This is a genomic window from Butyricimonas sp. Marseille-P2440 (assembly GCF_900091675.1).
Taxonomy (GTDB): Bacteria; Bacteroidota; Bacteroidia; order Bacteroidales; family Marinifilaceae; genus Butyricimonas; species Butyricimonas synergistica.
The window spans coordinates 858,348-871,484 of the sequence record NZ_LT594609.1 but is presented as its reverse complement, the minus strand read 5'-3'; the positions used below and the strand labels follow the sequence as shown (position 1 = coordinate 871,484).

The 13,137-nt window shown below is 45.0% G+C and carries 8 protein-coding genes; all 8 read right to left on the bottom strand.

Going from position 1 to position 13,137, the window contains the following annotated elements; translation table 11 throughout:
• Positions 1 to 7: 7 nt before the first annotated feature.
• Positions 8 to 1,606, bottom strand: coding sequence for a RagB/SusD family nutrient uptake outer membrane protein (locus BN8899_RS09295; RefSeq protein WP_065219201.1), 1,599 nt, complete (start codon positions 1,604 to 1,606; stop codon positions 8 to 10).
• 11 nt (positions 1,607 to 1,617) lie between these two features.
• On the bottom strand, positions 1,618 to 5,253 hold the full coding sequence (locus tag BN8899_RS09290; RefSeq protein WP_222860556.1) for a SusC/RagA family TonB-linked outer membrane protein: 3,636 nt from the start codon (positions 5,251 to 5,253) through the stop codon (positions 1,618 to 1,620).
• 123 nt (positions 5,254 to 5,376) lie between these two features.
• Positions 5,377 to 6,537 carry a FecR domain-containing protein gene (locus tag BN8899_RS09285; RefSeq protein WP_222860555.1) on the bottom strand — a complete coding sequence of 387 codons (1,161 nt, stop codon included), beginning with the start codon at positions 6,535 to 6,537 and terminating at the stop codon, positions 5,377 to 5,379.
• Between the two features lie 72 nt (positions 6,538 to 6,609).
• A complete protein-coding gene (locus BN8899_RS09280) occupies positions 6,610 to 7,173 on the bottom strand; it encodes an RNA polymerase sigma factor (protein WP_065219198.1) in 564 nt (187 codons plus the stop codon).
• A 140-nt stretch (positions 7,174 to 7,313) separates the two neighbouring features.
• On the bottom strand, positions 7,314 to 9,647 hold the full coding sequence (locus BN8899_RS09275; protein ID WP_065219197.1) for a Gldg family protein: 2,334 nt from the start codon (positions 9,645 to 9,647) through the stop codon (positions 7,314 to 7,316).
• A 13-nt stretch (positions 9,648 to 9,660) separates the two neighbouring features.
• On the bottom strand, positions 9,661 to 10,587 hold the full coding sequence (locus BN8899_RS09270; protein WP_065219196.1) for an ABC transporter ATP-binding protein: 927 nt from the start codon (positions 10,585 to 10,587) through the stop codon (positions 9,661 to 9,663).
• Between the two features lie 108 nt (positions 10,588 to 10,695).
• On the bottom strand, positions 10,696 to 11,610 hold the full coding sequence (locus BN8899_RS09265; RefSeq protein WP_148375352.1) for a hypothetical protein: 915 nt from the start codon (positions 11,608 to 11,610) through the stop codon (positions 10,696 to 10,698).
• Positions 11,611 to 11,638: 28 nt separating this feature from the next.
• A complete protein-coding gene (locus tag BN8899_RS09260; RefSeq protein ID WP_065219194.1) occupies positions 11,639 to 13,126 on the bottom strand; it encodes a RagB/SusD family nutrient uptake outer membrane protein in 1,488 nt (495 codons plus the stop codon).
• Between the last annotated feature and the right edge of the window lie 11 nt (positions 13,127 to 13,137).

Here is a 13,137-nt window from a genome sequence, read left to right as displayed (position 1 = left end):
CCTTTTATTAATTTTTGGTGACACCACTCAAACGATCGAAATTAGACAACACGGGGTAACAATAATTAATCACGTCCTCCGGCACCGGCAACATCCAGCTTCCCTTGGTTGTATTATCGTATCCTTTCAGGATATAGCTTCCGGCAACCGTTGCCTCTGTCTGTGTAGCGGTATGCCACACGTGTTCCACGGAAATCGCTTGCGGGTGAACCGTATTCACGGCATAGCGACGTAAATCGAACCAACGGTGTCCCTCGAAACAAAGTTCCTTGTAGCGTTCCTGACGGATGAACTCGATCAACTCCCCTTTGGAAGTGGGGATCGCAGGGATCGTGTAATAACGGGTTTGCAAGAATTGTCGGATAGTTTCCGTTGCCCCGGCATCCCCGGTACAAGCCTGTGCCTCCGCTTTATTCAAAATGACTTCAGCATAACGGATAGAACCAATTTCATTCAAGTCTTGCCCGGAAATGACCGGAGAAACTTTCTCCCCGGTTATCGGGTCGGTTTCCGCCACCGCCGTTTGCAACAAAGGATGATACTTACGACAAACCAAATGCTCCACACCATAAGACCGGGTAAAAAATGCACTATATCGCACATCATTATCATCAAATAATTTTTCTAATTCATCCGACACGACATACGAATAGCAAGAAACTGTTGGAGTACTTCCAAGTAACCCTCCTGTTCCGGTATGTATAATATTCATACCGTAATTACCCTGAGCATAAATCACTTCGGGTTGCGCATCCGTCAAGAATGTAGTTCCACTCCCGGGCGTATAAGCGTTCACCATATCGTACAAGGCATAACCTTTCACGGCATCGGCAGCCTTCACAGCCAGATCGTATTGCTCCATGTAAAGATACACCCGGCTCAGCAGGGCATTGGCGGCTGCCACTGTCACGTGCACCTTGGAATCCACCACGGAACCTTTCTCCAAAAGCCCGATTGCCGAGTTCAGATCCTCGACAATTTGCTCGTACACCCGTCCCGAATTTGCTCTCCCGAATTTCGTGTCCTCTACTGCCGGGTTTAATTTCAGCGTCACGCTTGCCCCGTCATTCGGGTTTTGCTTGTCGTAGGCAGCCCCGTATAGGTTTGCCAACATAAAATAGTTCCATGCTCTCAAATAATAGCACTCGCCCGTCACCCGCAAGCGTTGAGCCTCTATTTCCTCGTCATCACTCACGTAATCCGGAGCCGCGATGAGGATAGAGTTAATCACGGATATACGCCTGTAAAACAACGCCCAATCCCTGTCAGCACGAGCCGTCCCGATACTATTTACAAAAGGGTTTTCCGCATACGTGAAGAAGCCGAACATTTGTAACCACGCTTGTAACTCAATTCCGGAAGTAACTCGAGAAGGTATAGGCATCTCTCGCGATTCGTCCGCCATCACGTGCAAATACAATAACGCACCATCAGAAGTAAGTTGATTTACATTCCGTTTCATATAGACTTCGCCTAACAACAATTCTTCAAGGTCATCCACGGACTCGACATACGAGGAATTTTGGGAGTACTCTTCCAAAAAGTTCCCGCAAGAGGAACACAAGAAAAATAACAGGACTACTGAATAATATAGGATTTTGTTCATCTCTTTTCTATTTAAAAACTAACATTCAAACTAACAGAATAGGTCGGACGCACGGAAATATTCACCAGATCACTCGTGCCGGATTGTTCCGGATTCTGTCCTTTCAACTTTTTATCGCAAATCGTGAACAGATTCGTCGCCGATAAAGAGATATAAGCATTCGACATACCACACTTCTTAATCCAGTTCTCGTCAAACACGTAACGGAAACTCAACGATTGCAACCGCAGGTAATCACCCCGCACCACACGCAAATCGGAATAATCATACAATTCATACTTGGAAGTATTCCGTGTCGCAGCAGGCGACCACGCCGCGTAGTTACGCCACCAGCCATAATCGGCATCCACGTCCGCGGTATTTCCTTGGGCAACCAACCCCGTACGGATACTCGGAATATTCGTATTTTTCTCGTCCCCGGGGTATCTCCAGCGGTTCACGAACTCTTTCCGCAAGTTATTATGAGGTGCCGGATTAATTGCCCCGTATTGTCCGGAGCAGAGCTTAAACAAGCGCACCTTGTTCCCGATGCTATACGTCAGGTTGAACGATAAACTGAAATTGCGATAAGCGAAGTAGTTGCTGATACCTCCCTGCAATTCGGGGACACGGGTACCCGATTCGCCTAACACTGCCATCCACACGTCCTTCTTATCCGTCTTCGCCATATCCGTATACTTCTCTGCCAATTCTTCTCTTTGGCTATCTTCCAAGCCCTTGAAAGTAGGTCTTCCCGTGTTGTCCAAACCGTTAAAACGATAAGAATAGAACGTGTTCAACGGCGTTCCGGCAACCTGAGCAGTACCATTCAACAGGTCAGTTACCGTGATTTCATCCTGCAACACATCATTATTTCGGTTGATCTTGTTATTAATCAACGTGTTCAACGTTTGTCCCAATTGCGGATCGATACGCCACACGAAACCTCTTTTCCCGTTGCTGGACAGAGCGTTGTTGATCGGGGTAAAATTCAATGCCAGTTCGACACCTTTATTTTCCACGCTACCGGCATTCACCACGTAACTGGTCAAACCGTTCTGGCTTGCCACCCTCTTCTCGAGGAAAGCATCTTTGGTCTTTTTATAGAAATAGGCAAATGACCCCGAGATCTTTCCATTCAAGAAACTAAAATCCACGCCCACGTTATACGAATGAGTCTTTTCCCACTTCAAGTTGGGATTCGGGAACTTATCCACCGTGGAAACAAATCCGCCCAAGGCATCGTCATAATCCCCTTTATTGATTATTAAACGGGACGGTTGCGTGTTGAGGATATTTCCCTGTAACCCGTAAGACAAACGCACGGCTAAATTCTCGATCCAAGACACGTTCTTCAAAACATCATTCGACACGTTCCAACGTCCGGATACCGACCACACGGGGAAAAACTTATCGTTGCTCCGACTTCCGAAAGCATTCGACCAATCCGCACGGGCATTCACGTTTATGATATAACGGTCGTCATAACCGTAAGTCAATGTCACTAACCCGGACATCATGTTTGTCAACTGATCCGTGTAGGTGGGGTAATTATTGATCAACCACATATAATACGTCTGATATTTCCCGAAATCCGAGGCATCGCGGCTCGTGATAGAGAAGGACGGGAATGTTTTACCCCGGTCTTTATAATATCCCCGCAGCTCTTGCGATTCCTTGTAATACTTGGTTGAAGAAAGTTCATAACCAGCCATCGCGTTCACGAAATGCTTGCCGGTTTCATCCAAGTATTTGCTATAATCCACCTGTGCACGCAACGTGTACGCATTACTGCGGGTATCCGTTTCCGTTAAAATTCCCCCGAAAGGACAAGAGGACAACATATCTTGGTTTCCCCGCATCACCGTCACTTTATTGGAATTTTCCCCGAACCAGAGTTCCTCTCTCGTGTTGCTGAACGAGTAAGAACCCGTCGCAATCAACTTCAGGTCTTTCGTGAAATTGTAACGCACTTGCCCGGTCAAATTCACGGTATGCTGGTCGATATCCCTGCTGGAATTATCCATCTCGTTCACGATATTAAACTTAGAATATTGATTCCCGTCCTTTTTGTAATACCACAATTCACCATCCTCCGCACGAAGCGGGATAGCCCGGCTCATGCTGTGGGCATAGCTCATCACGTTCAACTCGTCCGGGTTGTACTTCTTGTTTGTCACGCTACCGGTTACCCCGATTTGAGCCGTGAACTTATCGTACATAGCCGTGAGTTTCACGCTGGAAGAATAGCGTTCATTCTCTTCTCCTCTCACGTTTCCCCGCTCATCGGCATACCCGAAAGAAGCGTAATAACGTATATTTTCCGTCCCCCCGCTTATACTCAAAGAATGATTGTGAGAAAAGACATCTTTCGTCAAAATCTTCAACCAATCAGTATTCATCGTTTCGTACCTTTGAGCTTGCCGGGCAAACTCATCAAAACCGATGACTCCATCCTTATAATAATCCAAGTATGCCTTTTCATAACCGATCCAGTTGTCCGTACCGTTATAAATTCCGGAATAACGCACGCCCATCTCCATCAATTCTCTTGAAACATCCACCCGTTCTTTGGAATTCATCATGTAGAAACCCCTGTCAGAATAACGGGGGCGCTGGGTAAATGTCCCATCCATAGAATAGGTTACCGTGGGAGCACCCACTTTACCCACTTTGGTGGTGATCACGATCACGCCGTTTGCGGCTTTTGCACCGTAGAGAGCCGTTGCCGAGGCATCTTTCAACACGTCGATCCGCTCTATATCATTCGGGTTCAAGCCGGAAATAGCGTTTCCCAACACGTTCACGAAATCCAGATCATTCAATTGCGACGGATCCACGTTCACCGGGTCTTGCTGGATGATGCCATCCACCACCCAAAGCGGTTCCTGGCTTCCCAAAATAGTAGAAGTCCCGCGAATACGTAATTTAGGAGCGGCACCCACCTGTCCCGTGTTCTGCATAACCATCAATCCCGGGATACGCCCTTCCAGCATCATATCGATCCGGTTGGCTCCCGGCACATCAATATCTTCCATTCTCACGGTATTGACCGCACTGGTCAAATGACGCTTGTCAATTTGCTGGTAACCCGTCACGACAACTTCCTCCATCTGACTCACGTCCTCCTGCATCACCACGTTGATCGTGTCCTGTCCCGAGTATTTTATCTCTTGTGTTTTCATCCCGACAAAAGAGAATATCAAGGACAACTTTTCCATTTCCGGAAGTTTCAATACATACTTTCCCTCGCTATCCGTCGCCGTACCCAGCGACAATCCTTTGACACTAATGGTCACGCCCGGAAGGGGTTCTTTTTTATTGTCCGTCACCCGTCCCGCAATGCGAATTTCTTTCTTCTCCGGTTCCTTCGAGTTTTGAATAACAATCACATCACCTTTAAACGTGTACGACAAACCGGTATTTTTCAGGCACATAACCAATATATCCCGTACCATAGTTTGTTGCACATCCACAGAAATCTTCTGTACAGATTGTACATCTTCCGACTTGTAAATAAACATATAACCCGTCAGTTGTTCTATATTCTTAAACACCTGACTTAATGTTACGTCGGACATTTTTAGATCGATACGCGCTTCTTGCCCACGAATAGTCGCGTGACAAGTGCAAAATCCCAAAAGCATAAATAATGCAAGTGTCCTCATTTTTCTTAGCGTTTGTTGAATTTTTCGTTTTTTTCCCATAACTTTGTTTAGCTTATTATTAAATTAATACAATTGTTAGCTGAGGGGCTAACAGATAGGGGGATGTGAGGGCATCTCCTTATTTTATTGACTCACGTAAATTGTTTTCTCCGCATAAGTGAAACGAATTCCTTTCGTCGTCTGAAGATATTCCAATATGGTTTTCACTTCCGCGTACCGGTTGGAATGAAGATAGAAGCGGACATCTTTCAGTGAGGGCTGAGTGTACACCACTTTAAAATCATACCAACGGGATAACTGACGGAAAATATCTTCCAGACGTTCGTCGTTCGCGACTATTTTGCCTTCTCTCCAAGCGAGGGTTTCCCGGACATCGGCTTGTTTAGTCTCTAACTTTCCTGAAACTCGGTCAAATATCGATTGGCGTGAGGGCGTCAACGTGATATCCTTACCTACTTCCGGGAACTCCTGCCTGATCTTTCCCGTGACAAGAGTAGTAATAACCATACTCTCGTCGTCATAAGCTTTTATATTAAAACTTGTTCCCAATACCTGCAAGTCCATGGACTCCGTGTTCACGATAAAAGGAACACGGGCATCGTGTTCTACCTCGAAATAAGCCTCCCCGTTCAGGTAAACTTTTCGCTCACCACCCGAGAAAGTTTCAGGGTATTTCAAGGAACTTCCCGCGTTCAACCACACCCGGCTACCATCCGCCAAGACGAGGTTGAACTCACATCCCCGGGGTACAACAAGGGTATTGTACTCCACCTGTCCGGCTATCGAATCCGACTTTGCCACGTATTCCAATCTCCCGGAATCTGCCAATTGAATATCTACCTTTCGGGTAGAACGAATGATCTCCATGTTTCGAGGGGAAATCGGGATCTCTTTTCCATCAGCTAATTTCAGGATCGGCACGTTTGCCGGAGAAGCAGAAACAACAGCCAAACCGGAAGGTTCCGTCGACCGGTGTTGCCAATTCCAGACCGTCAACCCGGAAACCAGGATCACGGCAATCACCGCAGCGTATCTTATAAACCCTATCCGCAAGCGACGGCGGTGTACTCTGCCCACAACCTGTTTCCGAGCCTCACCGTCATCTATCGCATCCCACCGCCGTGCCCAGCGGATCAAGTGATATTGTTTCGCTCGCTCCTTAAAAATCCGTTGGGCATCCATATCCCCGGCAAGCCATTCGTCGAACTCCCGTTCTTCCGTTTCGCTTAACTCCCCCGAAAGATATTCCCGAATTCGTATTTCTTTTTCGTTTTGACCTATCATATCATGTTTATCCATTCATTTTACAAGACAAACACAGGAATCGAAAAATGGGTGAATAGATTTTGAAAGTTTTTATAAACTATTTCTTTCCAAGATGAAAAACAGTAAAAGAGAATCAGGGAATTGCTGGCGCAATTGTTTCAAACCACCGCTTAATAGTGTTTTTACAGTATTCACGGATACGCCTAACTCTTCAGCCGTTTCCTTGTATTTTTTTCCTTCAACGACAATAGATATTACCACCATCCGAGTCTTTTGCGGCAATCTCTCTATCGCTTGGCGAATAGCCTCGATCAATTCCGAAGAAACCGTCGTCGCCTCCTCTTCTATGGCATCATACTTCAGTAATTCCGCTTGTGCGAACTCTTTCTGGTCCCGGATTTTATTCAAACAAGCGTTTTTCACACTGCGGAACAAATAAGTGCTCAAAGCCTCGGGCGTCAACCGCCGATAAGCGCTATTCTTGATAAATTGGTAAAATACCTCCTGCACAATATCCTCCGGGAAACTGCAATCATCAAGCATCGAGCCGGAGAAAAGCACCAACGGTTTATAATAGCGTTGGAATAGCAATTCTCCGCCCTTATTCATATCTCTACGAAAGGCTGTTAATATTTCCGCATCAGAGGCACCCATTACATCCAATTTTCCATTTGTGCATTACAAATATAACAATATCGCACGACCAACCATCTTATCACAACAAAATTATTTATCTAAAAACGAAAGAGGCACCCGAAAACATCAGGCACCTCTTTACTAGCACACTACAAATCTCATTTCCCTCTTCTTCTGATAAGAAATATTAAACCAACCAATAACAAAAGACCAGGAAATACCCAAACTAATATCGTATTCCATGCTTTCACACCTTCTGGGGTAATATCAACCTTTCGATCTAATCCTGTCGGACGAGTGATGTCCACGGGCAACTCCCCGTAAGAAAGCCAACCAAACATAGCCATAATCATATCACCATTATTTGTTCTCATTCCTCCACGGACAGAAGTCAACTCCCCTATACTGCAACAATCTGCATCGCCCAAAACAATCACCCTTTGTTGCAGCCCGTGAATCATTCGTTCCAATCCCCACATCACGACATGTTGCCCGATTTTCTCCCCCGCATTCACGTTAGGCAGAGGCTTCTCATTCACGAAATCAACCGTTTCCACTTCATTCCAAGCCGTCGTATCCTGGGAAACCAATAAAGGTATCGTTTCAAAACCTTTATCCTCAACCACCTCAATAGCAGCGCTTCCGGGCATCACAACCCGATACAAGTTTTTAAACAACAAAGATTTTTCTTCAGCCACTTCTGTATTTGTGGTTATCAAAAGGCTGGGAGGGAAATCGCCCGCATCTCTTACATCCGGAAGCAGCTGCCGCAAATGTTCAACGGGCTGCACGAGCGTCCCGGGAACAAAACGCAATCCCAAACGCTCCAGCAAAGGCGCCAAATACTCGTTCGTCTTAGGCTTCCCCATGATGATCAAATTCTTGCCACTATCAATATAGCGATTCAATATCTCCAATTCCTGACTGGAAAAAGGTTCTGTCGGTTCGGGAACCACCAAAGCGGTCAAATCATTCAACTCCTCTTGAGCGGACAAATACACCTCCTGCACTTCAAATCCTTGATTAATTAACGAATGACGATACTGTTTTTCTGCCACCATAATCGAGTAATCTCTATTACGCACACCGGAAATCGAACGTGTTCCCCGGGCTGCAACAAAACCCACTTTCGGCAATTTCATCGCCAAACGTTTCATCGCCGCCGATATTTCCTGCTCGGATGGATACGGGGGCGTTTCCGGGAAAAAACGAACATAAACACGCTGCCCGTTTTCCCGCTCAAGCAAACATACCGTCCGATAGCCCTCTTCCGACAAATCCACTCGTTTGTCAATCTCGCTGGGAGTCAAAAAATAACCTCGCCGGGGCTGATTCATGGCTTTCAATGCGGCTTTCAAAGCTTCTTCCTCGTCCCTTCCGTGATGAAACTGACGATATGCCTCAGTTGTGTCCTCGTGGTAATAAAAAACAGTACTCACCTTCATTTCCGGTTTAAAACGGATATACGGTGAAAACATCTCTTCCACAGATTTCGCGTGTTTAGGATGCACCCGAAAACCGGGAGTCAAAAAATTAGAGTAAATCGTCAAATTCAATCCGCCATCCAACTCTTTCATAATTTCCTGGCTAGCCGGAGTCAACGTGTTGTCTTTCGTGGAAGTCGCGTCACAATAAAACTTCAACCAAGGCCTGGAACTGAAATAACCGACCACGACGACAATGGCAAATACCCCCAAGTATCTCCCCGCCTTTCCCAAAAAAGAACGACGCTCCCGGTTCAGCTGCAAACGCAGAATGGTAAACCAAATAAACATCCCCGTCAACATAATGAAATAAACGACATCATCACTACATATCAAACCGACCACAAAAGTCCTCGCACGTCCACCCAACGAGAGCCAGTAAGTAACATCCCGGATAAAAGAAAATTCCTGTCCAAAACTCGACACTTGTTCCAAGAAGAAAAGTAAAACAAACATACCGATAGCGGCCACAATCTGGTAAGTGGTCAATGACGACATGAACAATCCTATCGCCGTGTAAAGGCAAAGCAAAAGAAAAATTCCCAGTAATCCTGTCAGCACGGCTCCCCACTCGAAATGCTCAACCCGAGGACCCACGACAAGCACCATAATAAACAAAATGGCTGTCATCATCAAGATGTAAAACCACATTCCCAAGTATTTGCCTAACACGATTTGCCTACTGGAAATCGGGGAAGAAAACAACAATTTGATTGTACCGCGGCTGAATTCCTGCCCAATGACTCCCATCATCAGCAAAGGCATGAAAAGATAAAGCGTATCCATGACCGAACGCCATGTCCCGGCATTCGGGTGATAAAACAGCCTTTGAGATACTTTTATAAATGTTGTACCGGGAGCAAATTCCAACTGGTGAGCAAAATGTTCCAAAACATTAAACAAGTAATTACCACTGGACATAGTAAAAACAATCAACAACAACCAAGCCACCGGAGAATAAAAAAGATTCATTAATTCTAACCGGGCAATTTTATATATTACTCTCATAACTTCCTTGTATTTATTTCTTTACATTTGACAACTTTGCGAATATCTCCTCCAGCGAACTCTTTTCCGGTCGTATCTCAACCACCCCCCATCCTTGTTTCACGCTCTCGGATACCAACAATTTTATCGTTTCTTTATCCCCATCGTACCAAACCCGCGTATTATGGCCACCCAGACTTTCTGCCCGGCTTATCCCCGACAAATTTTTCAGTTCTTCCGGTAAAGGAGGATTATCAAAACAGACATACAGAGAATTCGGTTCGATATAATTGTCAAAATCATCTATACCCCCGGAAAATATCACCCTTCCCTGCTCAATCATCATGATGGATTGGCAAGTAGCCTGCACTTCCGACAGAATATGCGTGGAAAGCAACACCGTGCACTCTTCCGCGATATCTTTAATCAACCGTCTCACTTCCATAATCTGATTCGGGTCCAAGCCGTTAGTCGGTTCGTCAAGAATAACAAACTTGGGTTGGTGAATAATAGCTTGGGCTATCCCCACTCTTTGCTGGTAGCCTCCGGAAAGATTACGAATCAAACGACTCTTGAAATGCGTTATCCCACACCGCTCTTCCGCACGCTCTACCGCTTTCGGGATCTCCCGGGGAGGTATTAACCGCATTTCGGCACAAAAACGCAAATACTCGTCGACCGTGATATCCGTGTACAAAGGCGGCTTTTGTGGCAAAAAACCGATATTCTTTCTTGCTTCCACGGGATTCTCCAACGAATTAATCCCGGCTATATACACGTCCCCGCGAGTCTGCCGGATCACGCCGCAAATAATATTCATCGTGGTAGACTTCCCCGCCCCGTTGGACCCGAGCAACCCGACCACTCCCGTGTGATTAATCTCGAAACAAATGTCCTCCACCGCCCACTGAGTCGAGTAGCGATGATACAAATGTTCAACCTTTACAATAGGATTTTCCATACAATCGAATTTTATGATTAAAAAATTAAACATGCAAAGGAGCGGGAAAGAAGGTTCCCACGCACCAGAATCCCTTCTTTCCAAGTCAAGACACAACTCCTCTTGCTTCTATTCTATACTAGATATGATTTCCCCGATACGATTCAAGTCCACTCCTATCGCCTTGAACCCGTTAAGCACCAAGTCATATTTCTGGCGAATCAGACCATTCACGTCTTTTTTAGGATGCAACACACCAAAATATTCTTCTTCCATCCAATTATACGAACTGCCGGCAGGCTCGCTCACTAATACATCGTAAGGAGTATTGACAATCATCTTCACGTATTCACTCCAATCCACAGGCAATTCCCAGCCTCTCGGACCAAGAAATCCTCGTTGATAACATGTGTTCGGATCCACATACGTGTTGTAGTAGTTTTTAGAAACAGCCGCAAACTCGTCCCGGGAAACAAGCCCCACCTCGTTCACACGCGTTAAAATATAATCCAACAACTCTTCCGCTAACTTCCGTTTCTCCGAAGCAGATAATTGCCCGACTTGATCATTCCCGTAATTCACCGCTAAACAATCAAATCCATTAAATATCAATTTTTCGCGTAAGGACTGGCTATTATCCAAAGTAATACGTGAACATAATAGCAATTTCAACGGCATCACGTTTTTCAATAATTCTTTCGGGTAAAGATTAAAAAAAATCTTCTTTAATAATGTCAATTGTTCGCCCACGTAATCCTCATCCGCTTGTTCTATTATATGTCCATCTCCCAAATTTGCATTATTTTTTCTATATCCATACCATCCGGAACAGTTCCAATAAACATCCTTAGGTTCAAACCTATACAAGATATAAAAACCACACTCTTCATACCATTTCACGATCTCTTCATCATAATCATGATTTCCCTGTGGAAGTGTATAACGGAACTCGGGTTCTTCCGTTGCGGTCAAAGTTTCATCATCATTGGCACATCCAGCCAACAAACTCATCACCAATATCAAATACCATATTTTATACATCATCTTCATTATTTTAATCAATAACACATTTTCATGGATTCTGTTTCAGTTTCGGGTTCACCCGAATAATCTCTTCCGGAATCGGCAACACGTAAAGAGATGACCCTTGCGACAACGAAAACTCTTCCTTTTCGCTTTGCGTCCGAAGATACACGTGCTTCAATTCCGGCATTCCAAAACGACGCAAATCAAACCAACGATGATTATCCTCCCCGCACAACTCCCGCCTGCGCTCTGATTTATAAAACTCGAATAACTTCCCTGCATCCGTGATCTCTTTCGGCGAGTAAGCCACTTTCCGGGTATCCCAACGATGCTCCCGCAACAGGTTCAAATCACTCAACGCCTTCACCCGGTATTCGTCATCACCCGAGTCCATGAATTTGTGAATGTTCACCTCTGCCCGGTTCAAGTACATTTCTGCCACACGAATTCCACCACACCTATTAGGAGAACTCTTTACCATAGACCCTTTGAAAAATCCACTCACGTACAATACCCCCCTCATATCACGCTGCCTATAAAAAGAAAATCTTCCTCTCAAATCCCCCATACACACGGGATCTTTAGGATAATACTCATATAAATCAATCAGCTCATCGGAAGGGACAAATGTCGTTTCTGTGTAAAAATTCACGGAAGGCGTATAATAAGGACGTCCGAAAATAATTTCCTCTGGAGTGTCTACCGCATAAACACCAGAACTATAAAACATTACTTCGAAAGAAATATCAGAGAACGAAGAAAATGAAAGCAAATCCGATTGCACATTCAAGACCTCCTCCGCATAACGCAAAGCATCATCCCAACGCTCCATGTAAAGATACATACGGGACAGGAAAGCTTTAGCGGCCAAATGATTGATCCGGTTAAAATTATACTCTTTGGTGCTTTCTTCCAACAAGCGGTTCCCTTCCAGCAAATCATGCTCGATCAACTCGTACACCTTAGCGACAGACTCCCGGACAAACAATTCCGCGGTAATATCCATGCTTAATTTAAGAGGAACACCCAAATTCTCTTTCGGATCCCCGTAATTATACGGGAGGCCGAATAAATTTACCAGCTGCAAATAATAGTAAGCCCGCAACACGAGTGCTTCTCCCCGAATATGCTCCCGCAAATCCTCATCACCGGAAACTTTATCCAAATAATCCAATACCACATTACACCCGGCAATTTTTTTATAGTGTAAAGACCAAAAATTATCATCAAACCCACCACCCGATTCGGCAAACATATCCGTACGCCAGGAATACTGATAATACTTTTGTGAAATAATAGGTTCCGTTATACTATTCAACGGGAGAACAGTTCCCATATCATCCGTGAAAATATCCGTTATATTATACAGACACTCTTGGGAACTCCAATAAGCCTCCCCGATCAACAACTGTTCTATATCCGTAACAAGAGTCGGGCGGACCTCATCCTGACTGGACTCTTCCAGAAAATCGCTACAAGCGGTCAACCATAGCGACATCAATACAATTATACCCAAATTCAATTTCATCATCATTCACTTTTCTG

What these genes read in the sequence shown, in the direction of transcription:
- BN8899_RS09295 (WP_065219201.1), bottom strand. Translation starts at nt 1,606, where the DNA reads ATGAACAAAATCCTATATTATTCAGTAGTCCTGTTATTTTTCTTGTGT.
- BN8899_RS09290 (WP_222860556.1), bottom strand. Translation starts at nt 5,253, where the DNA reads ATGAGGACACTTGCATTATTTATGCTTTTGGGATTTTGCACTTGTCAC.
- BN8899_RS09285 (WP_222860555.1), bottom strand. Translation starts at nt 6,537, where the DNA reads ATGATAGGTCAAAACGAAAAAGAAATACGAATTCGGGAATATCTTTCG.
- BN8899_RS09280 (WP_065219198.1), bottom strand. Translation starts at nt 7,173, where the DNA reads ATGGGTGCCTCTGATGCGGAAATATTAACAGCCTTTCGTAGAGATATG.
- BN8899_RS09275 (WP_065219197.1), bottom strand. Translation starts at nt 9,647, where the DNA reads ATGAGAGTAATATATAAAATTGCCCGGTTAGAATTAATGAATCTTTTT.
- BN8899_RS09270 (WP_065219196.1), bottom strand. Translation starts at nt 10,587, where the DNA reads ATGGAAAATCCTATTGTAAAGGTTGAACATTTGTATCATCGCTACTCG.
- BN8899_RS09265 (WP_148375352.1), bottom strand. Translation starts at nt 11,610, where the DNA reads ATGATGTATAAAATATGGTATTTGATATTGGTGATGAGTTTGTTGGCT.
- BN8899_RS09260 (WP_065219194.1), bottom strand. Translation starts at nt 13,126, where the DNA reads ATGATGATGAAATTGAATTTGGGTATAATTGTATTGATGTCGCTATGG.